The sequence below is a fragment of the Paenibacillus massiliensis 2301065 = DSM 16942 genome (assembly GCF_000377505.1).
Lineage (GTDB): Bacteria > Bacillota > Bacilli > Paenibacillales > Paenibacillaceae > Paenibacillus > Paenibacillus massiliensis.
In genome coordinates this window covers 267,951-289,173 of the sequence record NZ_KB898190.1, presented here as the reverse complement: position 1 = coordinate 289,173, position 21,223 = coordinate 267,951, and the positions used below count along the sequence as shown (strand labels likewise).

Here is a 21,223-nt window from a genome sequence, read left to right as displayed (position 1 = left end):
AGAAGCTTTGTTTCAAGTGGGCGGAAAAGTATACGAAGTTGTGAAAGACTATAGAAACGGCTGGAACCTGGAAATGTTCCGGGAGAGATACAGCGAGGTTCTGGACCGCTATGATTATATTATCGGTGATTGGGGCTATAATCAGCTTCGCCTGAAGGGATTGTTCCGTGATGGTCATCCCAAAGCACATAGGGATAGTACAATTGCGGTGGTCACAGATTATATTAACGAATATTGTAACTTCGGCTGTGCTTATTTTGTGTTACGTCGTATCCATCAACCTCAGGGGCAGATTGATATTCCTATGGAGCCAGAGGACACAGCTGTCGAGCTGGGCAAGGAAGATGGCTCTCCCAAGGAAGATGGCTCTCCCAAGGAAGATGGCTCTCCCAAGGAAGATCGGACTGTAAGAGAGCAGCGCAACGAGAGTCAGGATTCGCGTAGTGAATCGCGTAGCAGTAACGAATCACGTAACGAATTCCGAAATGAGTCTCGCGCAGAGTCGCGGAAGGAAGCACGAAGTGAATCGCGCAATGATTCACGGGAAGCTCGCTCTGAAGCAAAGGAACGCAGAGAGTCGCGTGAAGCCCGTGAGCCTAGAGAGTCGCGCGATCGCAAAGAGATGCGTGAGCCTAAAGAGCCTCGCGAATCCAAGGATTCTCGTGAGCCAAGGGAGGCGCGCGAGTCTCGTGAGGTACGAGACGGTCGTGATTCCAGAGAGTCAAAGGAACCACGTCGTAACCGTGAGGGGCGTGACGGCCGTCGCAATCGTTCAGAGCGAGACAGGTCGGAGCAGCGTTCACCCAAGGCGGAGGCCAAGCAGGGAAGAGGAGACGTACGTTCAGGACAGAAGGAACGTGCCCAGAGCAATAAAGAACGCCCTCAGCATAAGGAACGTAGAGATCAGGAGCAGACTCCTGTAGCAAGTGGAAATGAAGCCAAAAGCAGCTCCTGATATTCAGGAACTGCTTTTTTTAATGGCACCTAGTGTATGAAGCTTTTTTACATAGATTCAGTTTAATTCAAGAAGGCATTGCGTACCCGGCTCCAGAATGGGAAGGGGCGGTATCTGGCAAAGCTGATTTTTTGATGAGCCACCTGACAGCGAACGGAGATCAGGTCATCAAGCGGAATATTAATATGATCAACAGTAAGCAGCAGGCGCTGCTCCTTACGTGAAAAAATATCACAATGATGATGCTTGGGAAGAATCAGAGGTGAGCCCAGAGTACGATATACCCGGTTATTAATTGAAGCAATCTCACTTAATTGAAGCGCTTCAATCGTCGGATGGATCATAGCTCCGCCCAGTGCTTTGTTGTATGCGGTACTTCCCGAGGGCGTGGATACACAAATACCGTCACCGCGGAACATTTCAAAAGTGAGATCATTAATGTCTACTTGGGCAACCACGGTCCCGTCTACACCCTTCAAGGTAAATTCATTAAGCGCGATATAGGAGGCACTTCCAGATTTCTTGTGAATTTGCAGCTCAATGAGGGGGTATTTCACAATGCGTGGTCGCATGGCTTCCTCATTCTGAGCCTGACTCATCAATTCTACGAGCTGTTCCAACTCGTCCGCACGCCAGTCAGCGTAAAAGCCCAAATGCCCAGTATGCACACCAACGAAGGCTATATCAGGAATACGGTCGATAAAGGTATGAAAAGCGTGCAGCATCGTCCCGTCACCGCCAATGGATACGACGATCTCAGGGGATTCGGCATCAAGCTTGAAGCCCTTGGCTTTGGCAAGAAGGTGAAACTGCTGACTCAGATCAATGGAATGGCGATCCCCGCGATCCAGAACATAGTATCTCAAGATGAAAAGCTCCTTTGTCATTGGGTATACTACGATCATAATCAATTATCAGCAAGAACACAACGAATCCGCAGGAATCAACACGAAAAATGGACAAAGGTGTCAGGGTGAGGACGGTCCTGGTGAGATCAGACTTCTGTACATATCTAGAAGTAAATTCGTCAGGGGTAGAATGCAGCCTTTATCAAAGCGATGGTCTTTGACGTAGGAAGCTGCGTATGAAGGCAACCACCAGAGCCAGCAACAGGATAACCGTGAGCAAGGATAGGAATAACAGGAACTGTAATATAGAGAATGCACTAATGGTGATGTACCAATCGGTGGTGTGCAGCATACTTAGCTTATAGAGTACCGTGGGCACTACTTGTGTAGAATCCTTCAGAGAGAGCCATACGGGCGTAAGTGCCTGAAGTGGTTGTACGACATTCCATAGTAGCAGTATAAGTAAGCTGGCAATAATGGCATGTACACAACGTGCAATGAGAAAGGGCCAATACCGAATATTCGTATGATTCAATATACTTGCAATCTGGGCATGAACAGATAATCCTCCCCAAGATAGCACGAATGCTGCAGCCGCGGCCTTGAATACAAGCGGAGTTCCCTCCGTCTGGCCAGCCGCACGGGCACCAAGGGTGACTTCGAAGATTCCTCCGGTGATTGCATCGGTCAACAATACCGGGAAGCCCGCTGTTCTGAGCATTGTTGCCACGAAGCTATTCAATTGCGTCATCAGACCCGAGAGCATCAGACTCTGCAAAAAAACAGAGAAGAATACAACGAGCCCTCCTACGACCATAATAAGCTTGAGGGAAGAGATGATTGCCTGCCGCAGTATGGTACCAACTGAACGTCCATCCTCTATTCGTGCTTGCTGCATGGCAAGCAGCGCCTGCTTCAGCAGGCTTGTCTTGTGAGCTGCAGTCGATGCTGGCTGCGAGGGATGCGAGACGGTATGAGATGCTCCGTGATAACGCATGAGTAGAGCTATGCACAATGCTCCGCCATAGTGACCAAGCATGAGAATGAGAGCCAGAGAAGGATCATGGAAGAAGCCGACACACACAGCTCCGATGAGAAAGATCGGGTCTGATGAGGTCGTAAAAGCAACGAGTCGTTCACCTTCCTCACGCGAAACTTTGCCCTGCTCCCACAGCTGAGCTGTTAATTTGGCTCCTACAGGATAGCCAGAAGCGCAGCTAATCGCTGCGACGAAGCCCCCGCTTCCCGGGATGCGAAATAGAGGTCTCATAACGGGATCAAGCAATGATCCAGCGAAGTGAACGATGCCTAGGCCCAGCATGAGCTCAGACAGGACGAAGAACGGAAATAAGGAGGGGAAAAGTACATCCCACCAGATGGACAGGCCGCGTATTCCTGCTTCCAGCGCAGGCCCGGGATGAGCGGTTAATATCAACATCACCGCAAGCAGGGATAAGGAGAGGGGAATAAAGCCCCATGTTCTCAGGAATGACATGATTGCCTCCTCATGAACGTATTGCCGGAATGTATTACAAGCTTGGTTATCCTTATGATGATAAGTGGACAAAGAGTACCAAAAAAAACGAGAAAACCTTTTCATACAAGGGTGTACATTTGTAACGGGTATGTTAAAATAATGAGACCAACGATAAAACTCTTAAGGATGGAGTGATAATCATGAGTGTCGTTGCTGGTATTCTGGTCTGTGTCTTCGTGTATGTCATCCGTGCTTCTCTCGTCCATCCCGGTGAAGAGGACTGGCGAAGCTACTAGCATGTCTCCTTGAATAACATGTGTTAGTGAGCTGAATAAAGTTTGTACAATCGTTGCAGGAAATTTAATGAAGTGTAACGGCGCTCACAGCGCCTTTTTTTATTATTAATGGTATAATGATTAGGTCTATCATTTCTGAATTATAGAAAGTGGGCGGGCATGTGAATCCTAACTTATCAATTTACGACAATCTTGGAGGAGCGCATGGAGTGCGTTCGTTAGTGGAGGCTTTTTATCCCAAAGTCCAGAAGAATCCCTTACTGGCTCCTTTGTTTCCGGAAGATATTACACCAGTCCTTGAGAAGCAGTATATGTTTTTGAGCCAGTTTTTCGGAGGGCCATCGCTGTATTCGGAAGCCGTCGGGCATCCGATGATGCGAGCACGTCATTTGCCGTTTGCTGTGACGGAAGAGCGAGCAGAGGCATGGCTGTCCTGTATGGCAGAGGCGCTTACAGAGGTTGGGGTTGAAGGTGAGCTTCACTCCTTTATCATCAAGCGGCTATCCGGACCAGCCTATCACTTCGTGAACACCCCTTAGCCCTGTGATGCTTTCCCAGAAAGGGTTGGAGCTATTTTGGAAATTGAACCGTTATTTAAGATCAAGGTAACCTGTCCCAATTGCGAGCATGAGTTCCAGACCTCTCGCGTACGTCCGAGCCTGAAGAAGGCGATCCGTACAGATTCTGATTTCTGCGGATATTACAAGAATGAGAATCCTGATTTCTATGTCATCCGGATCTGTCCGGAATGTGGGTTCGCCACAACGGAGAATTCAGAGACGAACCTTCGTGATCATCAGAAGAAGGCATTCATGGACAAGATCGGTACCCGCTGGACGAAGCGGGATTATGGTGGAGCCCGTACCTGGGAGGTTGCTCTTGAGACGTACAAGCTGGGTCTCCTGTGTGCTCAGACCGTAAAGGAAAAGGAACGTGTCGTGTCCAGCTTGCTTCATCACATAGCATGGCTCTACAGGTATAAAGGATTGCAGGAGGAGGAGACTCGCTTCCTGGGGTTCTGTCTTGAATCCTACATCCGGGTCTATGAGCTGGAGGGTGTCGGGGCTAACAATGCCAAGCTGCTGTACCTGATTGGTGAATTGAATCGGCGAGTAGGTAACTTCCGTGAGGCCGTTCGCTGGTTCTCGCGAGTCATTAACGACAAGAGTATTGTGGATGCGGCCATGATTCGAGCATCTCGTGAACAGTGGGGCGTATTGCGTGAGCAAATGCTGGCTAGTAATGAACAGCTGCCTACCGAGATGGAGCAGGCCTAAATAGGTTATACATAAAGAGCTAGCTTGAGTACGGGAGTACTCAGGCTAGCTCTTTATGTATTTATGGACTTAATCGGACATGAATTACTTCCGTGTACTAATCATAGGCAGCTTATTACGACAGTTACTACCCTGTGTCGATTGCTAACGAAGTGCTATGTCAGCCAGCAGATAATCATCATCACAATCCAGTAAGGTAATCCGGTTGTGGCAGCAGGGGAAGACCAGCAGCTTCTTCTGACCGTCATGAATGGCGGACAGTTGCTTAGGCTTAAGTGGGAGGAGCACATGCTCCTGGCTGCAGAAGGGGCATTGCTCTACATAAATATCACCCATAACGATCTCATAAGGCCAGGTATGGCTAAAAGGAATCATGACTCAGAAGCCTCATCATCATGTTTTTGGGCTTCTTCTTTGGCCAGCTCGGCCAGCTTTTGCATTAAAATATGCTGCGGCATATGCATCAGCTGTTCCAATGGAACGTTCAGTTTCTCAGACAGCTTGATGGCTGTGTCTGGAGAAATTTGTAAAGGTCTCATCGAAAGATGCTCCTCTCCTGCAATATATTCTTACCCGTAATGGGTGTCTTCATTAATCAAGTCTCCTCAAGCTGGTACCCACAATTTCAGTTACGTCCCCCATTTATGAGCGGCTTGTCGTAATCCAATATAGCATGTTGCCGAGGTTCTGCCAAATTAGGACTCCAAGTAATTACTCTCTGGTTCTTAATTTCCTCCTTTTACAAAAACTTGGCTAAAACTATTGACCTAGAAAATGTTTCTAATCTAGTATAGATAGAATAGTCTCAATTTCCCAAATGAAATCTATTTTTGAAAATAAGGAGAATAGAAAATAATCTGGGTTAATATGAGAATTAATACATATTGCTGAATGAACGGCGAGAGGAGATCACTAACGAATGAGAAGGAAAGCAATAGCTGGATGGATTCGTGTTGTTGTTGTCATGGTCGTGTTACTTGGAGGAGCGGCGCCAGAGCTGTCTGCGCAACAATATGAGTATGACAGTCTGAACCGACTGGTTAGCGTAGAGCAGGAAAAGAAGAGTGTCCAGTATACATATGATGCAGGGGGGAACCTCCTCACAGTCAAGGCAACTCTTCGGGATGCAGGTGCTGCTCCCGTGAAGGGACAGGTGGCCGAGGGCTGGAAGTCTTATGCGACTCGTGGAGTGGAAGCCAGCTTCAGCACCGTCACGGAAGACGCATATATGGCATCCTCAGGGGGAACGAGCACTGTAACGGGTGATGTATACACGATAACAGACGACGTGTACCAGCAGCCTGTACCAGAGGGCCAGGAGCGTGTCATTCAATATATAGACGTAAGCTCTCCGCAGATCGGAGGCGCGAATATGTATCGCGATATGGCAGTGACAGCAGGAGAGAGCTATACCGTCAGAGGACAAGCGAAGGTCATGCAATTGGACAAGGCGGCCGTGAAGGTGGTAGTGAACTATTATGATGCTGCAGGCAAGCTTCTCAGCTATCAGCATGTAGCGATCTACCAGCAGACCAACGCAGACTGGGAGACCTTCCAGGCGGGACTATCCGTACCAGCTGGTGCAGTGAAGGCTAGAGTTCATTTGCAGATTACCGTGCTGCAGCCGCAAGGCTCGGGCCAAGCCGGCTTTGTAGGCCTGTCCTTTGCTCCGGCCGCTGCACTGTAGGGCTGGGGGAGCATAATGATGAGGCAAAGATGGACACGGATACTACTGACGGTTGTATTTGCAGTCATTTTGGCTGGCGGTATGCGAGTATTCACTGCGAATGCCCTTGAGGCAACGGAATTTACATTGCCACCAGGGGGGAATGTGCAGATTACCACTGCATTTGATTCCGGGCAGGTCACTGTATATCACAAAGGCACAGCACCTTCCTTCGATTACGTTAAATTAAACAAGAATGGAACCCTGTCTACAAGTGCGCAATATGATCGCAATTTTAATGCGGTCATATTAGCAGGTCAGCAGATTAATCTCACAAATACGTCTAATTATAATCTGGAACTGACGACAAGCAGCAAGACGAAAAAGCTGAAGTTCGTAACTACAAGTATACCGACGTTCGAGAAGCGTATGCTGCCGCCTGGAACGAGTGTAGCGGTAACCAATTTGACGAGTGCGGCAGAATCATTTCTGATTAGTGGTCTCAATGATAATGTCAAATTTAACGATAGTGGGGTACTAACGACCTTCCAACGTGACGACAAGGGCGGAAGAACCCAACTGGCTTCTGGTAACCGAATGGTGGTGACAAATCGGGATACGCAGACGATTGAAGTCAGTGGTGCCAATGGCGTATTCTCCTTCTACAATTCGGGACCTGCATCGTTCCGGGAGCGTATTGGAGTAGGACAGACACTCGAAGCGATCAATACGGAGAATAAAACCTTCTATGTCTATTACGAGAGCGCAGGGACACGTTCCTATGAATATGTCGTCTACAATGAGGACGGCTCTGTAAGCTCGTCTGGTACGGACAAGAAGGTTTCTGATGCGATCGCCAAAGGCAAGAGACTTGTCGTAACGAATCGTGGAACAGGTTGGCTAGAGGTAATCGGAGCTTATGATGCTTTTACCGTTACTAACGAAAATGATCCATCCATGTTCCGCCAAATCCTGAATAATGGAGAGAGCTATAAATTCACCAATACACAGGCCAGAAGTCTCAACCTCAATATTCGAGGGAAATACGACATGGTTAAATATGAGGCTAATGGAAAAGAGGTTCACATTGCTGCAGATGCAGTAAGTGATAGCAGTATTGGCTATACTGTGTACTCTGGTCAGTATGTAGTCGTAACGAACCGTAATTCTAGCCCTGTAATCGTAAGTGGAGCAAGGGATGCCTATCAGGTGGATAGGAGTGCATATCCTGCGCTAATCCGGCGTGTAGTGCCTGTCGGGGGCAGCTTCGTAGCCTTGAATCAGACACAGTATGTCGGTTCGATTTTAATAAATGGTACCTATGACTATGCGCGATATGATGAAAATGGGATCAAATCCTATACGCCATCGAATTATGTGAGTCGAATGGAGATTCTGGGCGGCGAACGTGTAGCTTTCACGAATACAGACACGGAGAGCAAGACGATTGCAGCTCCATACGAGATGTTCCGTTATCTGGATCGTTACAATCCGGTTACGCTGAATCGGACGCTGCAGCCAGGAGATACGCTGAAGCTGGACAATATATCGGCTCGTTCCTTCTCAGTCGATGTGAGTGGACAGCATCATTATGTAACGTATACGGAGGGGAACAGAGTCAGCCACTATGGCAACCCGATTGAGCGGGAGACTCACTCTGTGACAGCCAGTGAATGGCATATCGTAACGAACAGCGGCTTGTCTGCGATGACGGTCAAGGCTCCATTTGATGCCTTCAGTGTCAATGCACGCCTGACACCTGCGCTATTTAAAGGCTATGTGAATTATGGAGAGAGCCTGAAGTTCAAGAGTGGCAGCAGTGCGGTATTCAATGTCGATCTGAACGGTACTTACGATCAGGCAAGCTACCGTCAAGACAATGGCCTGCGATCCATGGACCGCAAGACAACGAGTAGACTGCCACTATACCCTAATGAGCGGGCAACTGTGACGAACTCGGGTAACACGCAATTAGTCCTTCTGGCTCCGTATGATGTCATTAACGCGGAGGTAAGTCAGACGCCTGCTTTGGCTATCCGCCATTTGCTGGCAGACAAGAGTGTAGAGTTCGTGAACAGAACGGCACAGTCCGAAATGATACGGATGACCGGGATTCATGATCTGATGGATTATACGGCGGATGGAAGTCCATTCTCTTATAATCGTGGACGCGTCACCGGGTACAATACCGTATCTGCTGGACAGCGTGTAGCGATCATGAACCGAGATATTCAACCGATTGATGTATATGGTGCTTATGAGATTTTTGAATTAAAAGATCGTGCGAACCCGGTTACGTTCAGTCGAACGCTTCAAACCGGACAGAGTGCAGATTTCCGCAACTATACCGGACGGCCTTTCAGCATCTATCCGGCAGGTACGTATGATTTTGCCAAATACGGCGCGGATCGAGATGTTGAGGATGTAGGGCTGCAGGAGACCCTGGCTTCGAGATTGATCAGCAGTCAGTCTCGAATAGCTCTTACAAATACAGCAGGAAGCTCCATGCTTGTAGAAGGTCCATATGATGTATTCGCTATAAGCGGCAGGCAGCACCCAGCCGTGTTCAAGTGGATTTTGGGGCCACGGAAAAGTATGGAGGCCACCTATACCGGACCAGGGCAAGGTAAGGTATATGCGACAGGCACATTTGATCATGCCATGTTCGTAGACGGAGCATTGGATCTCTACTCCAGAAACGATACGCTTCCGAAGCTTGTGCACAAGGGCGAAAGAATCGCCATGATGAATACTGCCGAGCAGCAATCAATGACCGTATATGGCGGTTATGACGTATTTGAGACGAATTCGCGTGCCAATCCGGTAACGTTCCGTCATACGCTCGGAGCAGGAGAGCATGTGGATATTTTGAATAAGCATGCTAGCAAAGTTTTCTACACGTATTTCACAGGTGTCTACGATATGGTGTTGCGCAATGCAGATGGTGAAATGTCCAGTCTGGATTACGCGACGCAATCAGGCACCAAGATCATTAGAAATGGTCAGCGCATCGCTGTATCCAATTCCGGCGGAGCCACGGTCACCATCGAAGGTTCGTATGATGCGTTCCAGCTCCAGAAGCGGACAGTACCAGCTTTGGCCAAGATCCAGCTTCAGCCGGAGCGGAGCGCTACCGTGACGAGTATCGGCACAGCAGACTCAGTTCTTCGTGCTACAGGGATGTATGACGAAGCTGAATATGACAGTTCGGGGATGCTGGTCAGATACGCAATTAAGCAGACGACAGGACATACCTTCAAGCCGGGCAAGAAGCTGGCTGTACAGAATACAGATGAGAAGAGTATTGTATTCTACGGTGCCTATGAGGACTTCAGAATCGAGTCCAGAGAGCAGCCCGTAACTTTTGAGCAGGCGCTGTCGCCTAGCCGAATTGTGGAATTTACCAGAAAACCATCCAAAGGACAACTAAGCCTGAAGATGAGCGGATTGTACCATTTCGCTGAATATAAGGATGATGGCTCAGTCCATGGTTTTGGGGCAGAGGAGTCCGCAGGAACGCAGGTCACTCAGGAAGGGAACCGTATTGTGCTGCAAGCAGCGAACAGTAGCCCGCTTACGGTGCGTGGACCTTATGATGGCTTCGAGATCAGAAATATCGCTATACCGCCTGTAACCATCAAGACTCTGCAGACGGGGGAAAGCTTCTCGATTATCAATGTATCTCCCGATACATTCAGTGCGAAGGTCAAAGGGAAACATCATGTGCGGACCTACCACGCCACAGGAGAATTGGCTTCATCGTTCGATAATACGGATTATACCTTCAAGTCAATGAAGGCAGGTCAGAGAATCGTCATCATCAATCCAGGTGTGGAGCCAGTCATTGTCACTGCACCGACGGAGGCCATTCTTGTGAGCCAGGGCGAAGAGCTGGCTGTGAAGCGTCTTGGACTGGATGAGACCGTCAAAGTTGCCAATACATCGGCAGCTCCAGCTCGACTGGCACTGACCGGAACGTATGATATTGTCATGTACAACGCGGCTAATCAGCCTGTAAGCTACACTCGTGGGACAGGTGGGGCTTCTCAGTCCATTCCTGCCAATCACTATGCGATAGTGACCGGTAAGCAGGCGAGCCCGACCATTATTCAGGGCAACGCGGGAGTATTGGCATTCACCAGCCGCAAGGAGCCTGCGCTGAGGATCGTCACAGCGAATGCCGAGAGTAGCTACGATATCAAGAATCGAGGCAACGTATCGCTGAAGCTGTCCGTGACAGGTACGGCAGATTGGGTGAGACTTGATTCCGCAGCGAATGTGACGGATTACAAGGCAGCCGATGCAGGACGCTCGTACAATCTGAATGCAGGTGAGACATTACGCATGAGTGCTGCGAGCAATGCTTCTCTGGAGCTATGGGGACCATACGACGTTCTACAGGTAGAGAGCAAGCAGCATCTGGCCTTGACCCAAGCGACACTTCAGCCGGATGGGGCCTTGAAGATCACGAACGTGACAGATAAGAACCATACACTGAAAGCAGAAGGCGCTTTTGCCTACCGGGTAGGCAAGGGAGAGGAGCAGTCAGGACGGAGTCCGCTTACTGTATCCTCCGGTGCTCAAATTCTGGTGCGCAGCATGGAAGCTGCACCTTATCTGATGTATAGCCCGTATGGCTTGCTCCGCTATGAGGATGGCACAGTCGAGCTGGAGGAAGCGATATCCGGAGAGGCTGCGGCCGAGCAGATTAGCAAGCTGGACCCAAGCCAATACGATCCAGCTACGCTATATGCTGATCCTGTAGATACAGCGACCGGAGCACAAATCATCAATCGCACATTATTGAGCGCAAATGGTGCTGTACCAGTACCGTTCCAGGCGCAGTACTACTCGCTACTAGGTGGGGAAGGAGCACTTGGCAAAGGCTGGAGCCATAATTATGAACTGAAGGTGCAGCCAGTCGCAGATGGTAGATCTGTCGAGGTATTCTGGAATGCTTTCCGCAGGAATACGTTCGTTCTAGGTGCAGATGGCACATATACCTCGCAGGACCCATCGGTCCGGCATGATGTGCTGAGCCGGCAAGCTGATGGTACCTTCACACTGGTGCGTAATCAGGGTACGACACTGCGCTTCGCCGCAGATGGCTTGCCAATGTCAATTGAGGATCGCGGGGGAATGAAGCTGCAGCTTGATTATTCGGCGGCACGTCAGCTCATCGCGGTGACAGAGCCGGTGACGGGTCAGGGACTGACATTCGCCTATAATTCAGCAGGTGACATCGTCACTGTAGCGGATACTGCTGGAAGAGAGGTAGGCTTTGCGTATGATCGTAGTGGGCGGCTGAATAGTATAACGGATGCTGCTGGAAGAGAGACGACCTATACGTATAATGCCGATCACCGTATTGATACGGCGGTTAGTGAGGGTGCCCAGCTCTTCACGAACATCTATGATGATAAAGGGCGGATTGTAACTCAAAGTGATGCTGAGGGAGCTACGACGACCTTTGCCTACGAAGAGAAGGACAAGCAGCTAATTACGACGATCACCGATCGGAATGGACGACAGCAGCAGCGCACGCATAGTGCGAAGTATGAGCTGCTGCAGGTTCTGGATGCATTGGGTCGAACGACCTCCTATGCCTATGATGACCGAGGCAACCGTACAAGTGTGACCAATACACGGGGTCAGACCGTGATTTATACGTATGATGCCAAAGATAATCTGAAGAGTGCCGTAGATCATACGGGGCAGACGATCACGCTGTCCTATGATGAACGGGATAATCTCAAGACCGTTACGGGTCCTGACGGCAAACAGGTAAAATATACGTATGATGGACAGGATCGCTTGTTGTCTGTGATTGATAGCGAAAATCGTACAACGGCTTACGCTTATGACACGCAAGGCTTCCTGCAATCGGCAACCGATGCGCTGGGTAACAAGACGGCTTATGCCTATACAGGTGGGCGCTTGACCAAGCTCACAACGGCTGTCGGCGAGGAGCTTACGTTCCTGTACGATGAAGCTGGCCGCATGAGCGGTGTGAGAGACGAGGAAGGCAATGAGACCACATCGGTCTACAACGCAGCAGATGAGCTGCTGTCGTATACAGATCCGTTGGGTCACACGTATCGCTTCGCTTACGATAGCCAAGGCTTCCTGAGTCAGGAGACGGATGGACGGGGGCTGAAGACACAGTATACCTATGACGGCAACGGCAATCTGCTCCAGATGACAGATGCGGCTGGAGGAATAACTGCCTTCGCCTACGATCGTGAAGGACGAATGGTGTCAGCGATGGATGCGCTGGGCAATAAGAGTACTTTTGCCTATGATGCTGTAGGGAATGTCATTAGCGAGACCAACCCGCTGGGTGAGAAGGTCCGTTATGTCTATGATGATCTGAACCGTGTAACCGAGGCATACGATGCATTGAATCAACGGGCCTATGCGGTCACCTATGATGCGATAGGCAATCCGGTAGCGACTACGGACGCGCTGGGGCAGACCTATACGAGTCAATATGACAAGCTGAGCCGTCTAACAGGCAGCATTGATCCGCTCAGCAGAAAGACGATCTTCACCTATGACGATCTGAATCGACTGACGTCAGTGCAGGACCCGATGGAGGGCGTGGCTCGTCAGAGCTTCGATACATTGAATCGACTGACACAGGTGACAGACCCGAATCAGAATACGGCTAGCTACACTTATGATGCGGTAGGACGTGTCACTCGCGAGACAGATGCAGCTGGCGGCGTGCACACATACAAGTACAATGCCATCGGGCTGCTCGCTCAAGAGACCAATAAACGCGGTCAGAACGTAGATTACGCCTACGATGCTGCTGGTCAGTTGACGAAGTTCACCGATCCAGATGGCAGCGTAGCCTACAGCTATGATGCCAATGGCAATGTCACCGCTGTGACCGATCAGGATGGACGGACGATTCGTCGTCAATATGACGCCCTGAATCGAGTGAAGCAATATACCGATGAGCATGGCAATACCATCAAATACACCTATGATGCTATAGGACAACTGACAGCCTTGACGTATCCAGATGGCAAGCAAGTCAGCTATACGTATGACGCTGCAGGCCGAATGAGGACTGTAACCGACTGGGCAGGTCGCAAGACAACCTATACGTATAACGCGAATGGACAGGTCATCTCGACCCAGCGTCCAGATGCCAGCGAGGAGACACGTACATATGATGCGAACGGGCAGCTGCTGAGCTCGGCGAATCGCGGAGCAGATGGAAATCTGCTGACGAGCTATGCGTTCAGCTATGATGCTGTAGGTAATGTTGTCTCCGAGACCGGCGGCGTGCAGGGTACTGTACCGTCTGAAGTGACCTTCGACGTGTACGGTCCAGGGCTATCCCCTGCACCGGAAGAAGGATTGGGAGCGGAATTGAACGGAACTGATCCGACTGCCGTCACAGCAGACGTGTACCCGCTGGAAATGACGTATACAGCGGACAATCGTCTGGCGACAGTAAATGGCGAACCGGTCATCTATGATGCCGATGGCAATATGACGACAGGACCGCTGCAAGGGAACATGCAATCCTACGTATATGATTCACGTAATCGTCTGCAGTCTGCGGGCGGCGTAAGCTACGGCTATAACGCAGAGAATATGCGGACCTCCGTCACAACAGACGGCAACACAGTTCGTTATGTGATCAACCCGAATGCAGCCTTGTCTCAGGTGTTGATGGAGAGCGATGCGGACGGGAAGCCGCTAGCCTATTATGTCTATGGCTTGGGCTTGCTCGGTCGCGAAGATGCTAGTGGTGAATACCAGACGTATCATTATGACCGTCGCGGCAGTACGGTGGCGATGACCGCATTGGATGGAACGATTACGGATACGTATGAATACGGTCCATACGGAGAGCAGATCGGACATGAGGGCGCAACGGAGCAGCCTTTCCGCTATAATGGACGTGACGGAGTCATGACCGATGCGAATGGTCTGTACCATATGCGTGCCCGTTACTACAGTCCAGATATCAAGCGATTCATTAACCGTGATGTCGTGACAGGTACGATCTCAGATACACCGACCTTGAACCGCTATGCGTACGTGAACGGGAACCCGATTTCGTATATCGACCCATTCGGCTTGAGTCGTGATGGCGACTCCCTGATGCTGCGCGGCGGCGACATGCTGCTCGATCTCGTACCGGGAGTAGGCGCACTGAAGGGCTTCCAGCAAGCCTTCACAGGTGTGAACCTGGTGACAGGCGAGAAGCTGTCTGTATCGGAACGCTGGATGGAAGGGATTGGATCAGCGATTGGTCTGATTCCGATTCCAGGCTCGAAGGCGATCGGGAAGTATGGCGTGGAAGGCGCCGTGACCCTGGGCAAGAAGGCTACAGGATGGTTTGGTAAAGGGAAGGTCTCTAAAGTAATTACAGAGTGCAACTGCTTCTCCGCAGGAACCAAGGTGCTTACCGACGATGGTGAAAAACCAATCGAGGATATCCAGGTAGGAGACAAGGTACTTGCGAAGTCTGACGAAACCGGAGAAGTGGCGTATAAAGAGGTCGTTGGTCTGTTCCAAAAACAGGCCGATGAAATCTATTATGTCCACGTCGGTGATGAGATCATTGAGGTCACGGGTGAGCATCCGTTCTGGTTGGATGGTAGGGGCTGGACCTATGTCAAAGACCTGAAGGTTGGCGATCTGCTTATTTCGAGCGACGGTACCAAGCTGGCGATTGATAAGATTGAGAAGGAGTCACGGGAAGCGACCGTTTACAACTTTGAGGTTGAAGACTATCATTCGTACTTTGTATCTAACCTTGGGATTTGGGTGCATAATTGTGATATTAGCCCTTCGCCACAACAATTATTAGGAATTAAACTTGCTGGAAATATAAGATCTTCTCTTAATGAGAAAGTCCCTCGGGATACTAGATTGGGTCCAGGTTCGAAAAGGCATTTAACAGTAGATGAAAAGAAGATAGCTAACCAGCACATTAACGATTTAATGGCATCCAAGTATGGAGATAACGCAGCAGTTCAAAGACTATCTAATTACAGGCCTCATCTTAGAGATGATGGTTGGTGGAGCCTTGATCTTGCAACAGACAATGGAGCTTCTAATATAATGAGACTGCTTTACCGTGAAGTTAATGGTGCTATAGAATGGAAGGTAATTCAAAATCACTAGTTATTAGTTATTGGAAAGGTGAGTGAACGTGTCTAAGGGATTAGCAGAGTTATTATTTAATGCTATGGTAAAGAGCGACCAGGATGAGATCATAATTGCATTATTAAAAACAATTAAGGAACAATATTCTGTAGTTGAGCTAGGTGAGGAGTTGTTTTTAGAGTTACAAAAAGCAGTTCCTCATATTAAAGAAAAGAGAACTAGAGCAGCTATAATTGAAACAATGGTTGAATTTCCAGATTTTAATTTCGATTACGAAATATTAGACGAATATCTAACACTGGTATTTGATTATCAAACCAACAATGAAGATGCTATAAGATGTCTAAAATCTTTTACTGTACAAGACTTATTTAAAGAATTAATTTTCTTAAGGCTTGCTCAATTCACAGATAAACAAAGAGCGTTAGAGATTTTGGTTGGGGTCGGGGGATCTAATTGGGGAGAGATACCAGCAGAGTATCAACAATTTGATGACCAAGTCCGTTCGGGAATAAGGATGAGGAATCGCACATTTATTATTTCCCAATTTTTATATTTTGTTCATCCTTTGTGTCGCGAATATTCTTATATTAATCATTTAGCTGCTCATTATCCTACAATGCAGTCAGCAAGAAACGATTGGGCTTGGAGATTGCCAGGCAGTACCGATCATATTATTAATTCGAAAATAGTGACTTTACGGGAAGCAGAGGTGTTTATCAAGTTAGGTCAATTACTACATGAGAAAGTTCATTTAACATCAGTGGTGAAGAAAGGACTTTACTCTGCATTTTTTGAAGGTAAAGACCCAATTGACGTTATTTTTAATTTGCCTCAATGAAATTAAAATGATAGTAAGCTGTGTTAAGACCTTGGGGGCTACAATCTTCAAGGTCTTTCTTTTACCCCTATTCAGTGCCGAATGAATAGGGGGCTTCGTTCAAGAGAACTTAACCCTCATCACTCCCGTATAATATTCCTCTAATATGCTTCCAGATATCAAGCGATTCATTATCCGTGATGTCGTGACAGTTACGATCTCGGATACACCAATCCTGAACCAATATGCGTACGTGAACGGGAACACGATCTCGTACCCGACCCATTCGGCTTAAGTCGAGATGGCGACTCCCTGATGCTGTGCGGCGGTGACATGCTGCTGGATCTATTACCGGGAGTAGTGCGGTAAAAGGCTTCCAGCAGGCCTTCACGGGCGTGAACCTCTTGACAGGTGAGAAGCTGTCTGTAGCGGAACGCTGGATGGAAGGGATTGGATCAGCGATTGGCCTGGTTCCGGTTCCGGGTTCGATAATTTAAAGAGGATAGAAGATATGAAATTTCCAGTTAAAATTAACAACAGTGAAAATGGATACAAGCGACTTAAATTGCCTGAGGAAATATCGGTAGTTGAGTACTTGTTATATGACATGGAGTCTTTCAGATCGCCTATATTTCTATCCTATATTGAAAAAGTACTAAATAAAGAGAGCGAACTCGAAGAAATAGGCGGTAATATTTGTAGTTTGGAAATTACGAAAGATACAACCAAGTTTATTAATAATTTTCTGACTGAGGGGATGCAAGTTGAATGTGAAATCGAAACAGCTGAATTAAAAGCAATAATCAAGTTGTGGGTAGAAGAGAATAAAGATGTCCTAGATTAGCATGTTAGCCTAAGACTACACCTTATGAGAAGAGAAGAACATTTATCGTGATACAGAATTCAGAGAAATACAGAAGAACAACACACATTTCCCATACCACGCATAGACTAATCAGAGAGCTAGACGCATTCACCATGCCCGGAGTGAAAGGAATGGGAAGCTGCTACGGAATCTATGGAATCTATGGAATCTATGGAATCTATCAACAAAGGAACGGTATTCACGAACCAGCTCTCGGCCTACGCTAGCTACAAGATCGGGGACTGGACCTACGGTACTCCACGAATCTGGCAATGGGAATTCAGTTCAAGGCTGGAGATCGGGAAGTTCTGTTCGATTGCCGACGTTGCTAACATCATGCTTGGTGGTGAGCATCGTGTGGATTGGGTGACCACCTATCCTTTCAATGCGATCTTCAAGGATGCCAGTGGGTATACAGGTCATCCAGCCACTAAAGGCGATGTTGTGATCGGCAATGATGTGTGGCTTGCTCGTGAGTGCTGATTCTTTCAAGTATAACCATCGGCGATGGAGCGGTTGTCGCCGCTGGGAGTGTGGTTACGAAGAATGTTCCACCCTATGCGGTAGTAGGTGGCAATCCAGCGAAGCTTATTCGTTATCGCTTTCCACCCGAGCAGATCAGGCAATTGCTTGCCATCCAGTGGTGGGATTGGGAGATGGTTAAGATCAAAGACAACTGGAGCTTGCTGCTCGCCAATGACATCCAGGAATTTATAGAGCGACATACCGAATAACCAGAAACGGGCCAAGGTGCTCGTTTTTTTCATTAGACATGAACGTGATCCTACAAAAGACCATAAGTTGTGTGATCCAAAAAATCCGGTAATTCAACGCCAAGACCAGAGCTGTAGTGAGCAGGATGCAGGGTTAAGGGTGTAGAATATGTGAGTGAGGCTCATGGTGGAGAATATGTGAAGTTCGCTGCGGTGCGGTGTAGGATTAGAGCAAGTTCAGTAAAGGAGGTAAGTCACTGTGGATGATCAGCTAACGAACCCTTATGAAGAACGCATACGACAGCTTCTTGATCACATCCTGCCTGGCGCGTATGACAGGCTTGAGACGATTGAAAATTTACCGAGTCAGACCGGTCTGAGTCTACTGGAGATATTAATAGAATTCGCCTGTCAGAGCTCTAATATCAGCTCTATTCTAATTGCGCGTGATCGAATTAGGCAGATTCCTGTTAAGTGGCTGTTGACCTATGCCCCTGATGTAATCCACAAGCGGGTATGCTTTGATGATGAATGGGAGTACCGCAGGTTGCTAGAGCTGGCCCGAGAGAGCCTACCACAGCTCCTGGGTGGCTTCATTAAGCGAGGATTGTCCTCAGACAATGATGAGGTTCAGGAAGCGGCGAACGATTTTCTGGTTACAGGGAGTTAGAATCGCTGTTGCGAGAAGGTGAGAGTGATTCGGAGGAATATGAGCATGGATGATTGGTGTGCAGCAGTGGAGCGAGGCAAGGTGCGAGGATATGAGGAGTACAAGTTGCTCCTTGGAGAGCGGTACATATATCAATATGCCATGAAGAAGGTAGGGAATAAATACTTAACCTATTGCTTCCACATCCCGGAGTCCAAAATTCAGGTGATGGAGGATTACGATGCGGAGGAGATTCAGGAATTCGAACAGATTGAGCAGGCCATTAGTCATCTGGAGTCCAGGGGAGCTGTCGTAAATCAGTTCGCAGCCATAAAAGGAGTGCTGCCATTCTGAGGAAATAAGGATTGGAGATGACTCCGTTAAGTATGGTAACATATGGAGATGACAGCTGTTATTTGGCGTACATGGTTCAATACATGATATTTTATAAGGAAAGGCTGGGGCATAATGAATACACCCTTAAATCAAACTTGGGATTTGGAGTCGATTTTCAAAGGAGGCTCTACCTCAGCGGACTTCACCGCTTATCTTGATACTCTTGAAGCGGATGCCCGCAAGCTACTGCAGGATGTGAAGGTAGCTAAGGTGCCTCAGACTGTACTGGATACGGAGGAGCTTGATTCCATTCTGGAGCTGCTGCAGGATTGTGTTGCACGTGCCTCTGAAGCATCCTCCTTCGTCGGTTGCCTCTCGGCACAGGATCAGCATGACAAGGAGGCTGTTCGTCTTAGTGCGCGCATGAATGCACTCTTCGCCCTGCTCCAGACAGCTACCACCCTGTACCACAACATTCTCGGTCAGACTGGGGACAAGGTATGGGAACGCTGGATGCAGCGTGATAAGATTGCTCCCGTAAGCTTTGTATTAACTGAGAGTCGTGAGGCCTCCAGAGAGAAGATGAGCCCTGAGCTGGAAAGTCTGGCACTGGACCTGGCTATTGACGGTTACCATGGCTGGGGTAGCTTCTATGATACGATTGTAAGTAAGGTGAGTGTTCCGGTTAAGGATGACAATGGTGAAATCGTGGCAATGTCTGCAGGTCAGGCGGCGAACAAGCTGCATCATCAGGATCGTGCAGTACGGGAAGAGGTATTTCAGAGCTGGGAGAAGGCTTGGGAGGATGTAGCCGATTACTGCGCGGATACGTTAAATCACCTCGGTGGCTTCCGTCTGAAGCTGTATGAGAATCGCGGCTGGGAGGATATTCTCAAGGAACCTCTCGATATTAACCGGATGTCACGTGAGACACTGGACATGATGTGGAGCGTAATTAATGAGACCAAGCCTGTCCTTGTAAAATATCTGGAGCGCAAGGCAAAGCTGCTTGGGGTCGAGCGCTTAAGCTGGCATGATGTCGAGGCTCCTGTAGGCGAAGCGAGCGACAAGATTAGCTATGACGAGGCTGCTGTAGACATCGTGCAACAATTCCGTAAATTCAGTCCGAAAATGGCTGATTTTGCTGAAATGGCATTCGACAAAAGCTGGATTGAAGCTGAGGATCGTCCTGGCAAGCGTCCGGGCGGATTCTGTACTTCGCTTCCTGTGAGCAAGGAGACAAGAATTTTCATGACCTATGCAGGTACAGCCTCGAACGTGTCTACGTTGGCTCATGAGCTGGGACATGGCTACCATCAGCACGTGATGGATGAGCTGCCTGTACTGAATCAAAATTATGCGATGAATGTGGCCGAGACAGCATCTACCCTGGCTGAACTGATTGTATCGGATGCATTGGTGGAGAGTGCAACAGATGAACAGGCCCGCATAGCACTGCTGGAGGATAAGATTCAACGGTCTGTGGCGTTCTTCATGAATATTCACGCTCGTTTCTTGTTCGAGACACGCTTCTACGAGCAACGCAAATCCGGTCTGCTGACCGCTCAACAATTATCAGAGCTGATGAATGAAGCGCAGAAGGAAGCATTCTGCGACGTGCTTGCCGAGACACATCCGCATTTCTGGGCTTCGAAGCTACATTTCTATATTACAGACGTGCCGTTCTACAACTTCCCGTATACGTTCGGTTACATGTTCAGCGCCGGAATCTATGCTCATGCACAGCGCACGGGTACTGGCTTTGCTGATCAGTATGATGAGCTGCTGCGTGATACAGGTCGGATGAAAGTGGAAGACCTTGCGAAGAAGCATTTGCAGACAGACCTGACACAGCCTGATTTCTGGCGTGGTGCAGCCGAATTGGCAGTTAAGGATATCGAGACGTTCCTGACTTTGACGGATTCCTCTGTCTCCTAAGGACCTCTTAGGTCTCTTCTAACCATTACGTGCTGCGCTGCGGGCGAGGAAGCATACGGTTCAGTGAAGAAAATGGTTGGATACGTGCTCCTTTCGTAGCTGAATGTGCATAGTAGTCTAACCTTTTATAACTGAATGATGCATCAAGTACGATGATTCGACAAAATGCTGATAGCCCATCCGAACAACGGATGGGCTTTTTGATATCGAGTTGACGCACAAATTGTCGATTTAAATGGTAATTAAAT

15 protein-coding genes and 1 pseudogene are annotated in these 21,223 nt (G+C 48.6%); 12 read left to right on the top strand and 4 right to left on the bottom strand.

The annotated features are described in order from the left end of the window. Positions 1–16: 16 nt before the first annotated feature. Positions 17–955 (top strand): YutD-like domain-containing protein, encoded by a 939-nt coding sequence (locus tag D328_RS29125; protein WP_233426201.1) that lies wholly within the window; start codon positions 17–19, stop codon positions 953–955. Between the two features lie 62 nt (positions 956–1,017). Here D328_RS29125 and D328_RS0113975 read toward each other — a convergent pair whose 3' ends face one another. Next, entirely contained in the window at positions 1,018–1,821 is an 804-nt protein-coding gene (locus D328_RS0113975; protein ID WP_018885650.1) for an NAD kinase, read from the bottom strand. A 184-nt stretch (positions 1,822–2,005) separates the two neighbouring features. After that, the gene (locus D328_RS0113970) at positions 2,006–3,298 is read right to left on the bottom strand and encodes a nucleoside recognition domain-containing protein (RefSeq protein ID WP_018885649.1); all 1,293 of its coding nucleotides are present in this window, start codon (positions 3,296–3,298) and stop codon (positions 2,006–2,008) included. A 439-nt stretch (positions 3,299–3,737) separates the two neighbouring features. Between D328_RS0113970 and D328_RS0113960 the strand changes: the two genes are divergently transcribed. After that, a complete protein-coding gene (locus D328_RS0113960; RefSeq protein WP_025680219.1) occupies positions 3,738–4,115 on the top strand; it encodes a globin domain-containing protein in 378 nt (125 codons plus the stop codon). Between the two features lie 36 nt (positions 4,116–4,151). Beyond that, entirely contained in the window at positions 4,152–4,853 is a 702-nt protein-coding gene (locus D328_RS0113955) for a DUF2225 domain-containing protein (protein WP_018885646.1), read from the top strand. Between the two features lie 144 nt (positions 4,854–4,997). On the opposite strand, the gene D328_RS0113950 is transcribed toward D328_RS0113955, so the two are convergent. Beyond that, positions 4,998–5,228, bottom strand: a complete 231-nt coding sequence (locus D328_RS0113950; RefSeq protein WP_018885645.1) for a hypothetical protein — start codon at positions 5,226–5,228, stop codon at positions 4,998–5,000. Further along, positions 5,225–5,392, bottom strand: a complete 168-nt coding sequence (locus tag D328_RS30695; RefSeq protein ID WP_018885644.1) for a YycC family protein — start codon at positions 5,390–5,392, stop codon at positions 5,225–5,227. Before D328_RS30695 ends, D328_RS0113950 begins: the two co-directional genes overlap by 4 nt. Before the next feature lie 380 nt (positions 5,393–5,772). On the opposite strand from D328_RS30695, the gene D328_RS0113940 reads away from it, so the two are divergent. From D328_RS0113940 to D328_RS0113905, 9 genes and pseudogenes are all read left to right on the top strand, one after another. Beyond that, a complete protein-coding gene (locus D328_RS0113940; RefSeq protein ID WP_018885643.1) occupies positions 5,773–6,540 on the top strand; it encodes a hypothetical protein in 768 nt (255 codons plus the stop codon). 15 nt (positions 6,541–6,555) lie between these two features. Beyond that, complete coding sequence (locus D328_RS30300) at positions 6,556–15,672, top strand: polymorphic toxin-type HINT domain-containing protein (RefSeq protein ID WP_018885642.1); 9,117 nt, start codon at positions 6,556–6,558, stop codon at positions 15,670–15,672. Positions 15,673–15,700: 28 nt separating this feature from the next. Further along, positions 15,701–16,495 carry a hypothetical protein gene (locus tag D328_RS0113930; protein ID WP_018885641.1) on the top strand — a complete coding sequence of 265 codons (795 nt, stop codon included), beginning with the start codon at positions 15,701–15,703 and terminating at the stop codon, positions 16,493–16,495. Between the two features lie 326 nt (positions 16,496–16,821). Next, entirely contained in the window at positions 16,822–16,971 is a 150-nt protein-coding gene (locus tag D328_RS30690; protein WP_081625278.1) for a pre-toxin TG domain-containing protein, read from the top strand. A 14-nt stretch (positions 16,972–16,985) separates the two neighbouring features. Further along, complete coding sequence (locus D328_RS0113925; RefSeq protein WP_018885640.1) at positions 16,986–17,318, top strand: hypothetical protein; 333 nt, start codon at positions 16,986–16,988, stop codon at positions 17,316–17,318. Positions 17,319–17,510: 192 nt separating this feature from the next. Continuing rightward, a pseudogene (locus D328_RS30295) lies at positions 17,511–18,073 on the top strand (CatB-related O-acetyltransferase). Positions 18,074–18,311: 238 nt separating this feature from the next. Continuing rightward, complete coding sequence (locus D328_RS0113915) at positions 18,312–18,722, top strand: hypothetical protein (RefSeq protein WP_018885637.1); 411 nt, start codon at positions 18,312–18,314, stop codon at positions 18,720–18,722. 45 nt (positions 18,723–18,767) lie between these two features. After that, positions 18,768–19,055 (top strand): hypothetical protein, encoded by a 288-nt coding sequence (locus D328_RS0113910; protein ID WP_018885636.1) that lies wholly within the window; start codon positions 18,768–18,770, stop codon positions 19,053–19,055. 114 nt (positions 19,056–19,169) lie between these two features. Next, the gene (locus D328_RS0113905) at positions 19,170–20,975 is read left to right on the top strand and encodes a M3 family oligoendopeptidase (RefSeq protein ID WP_018885635.1); all 1,806 of its coding nucleotides are present in this window, start codon (positions 19,170–19,172) and stop codon (positions 20,973–20,975) included. Positions 20,976–21,223: the final 248 nt, after the last annotated feature.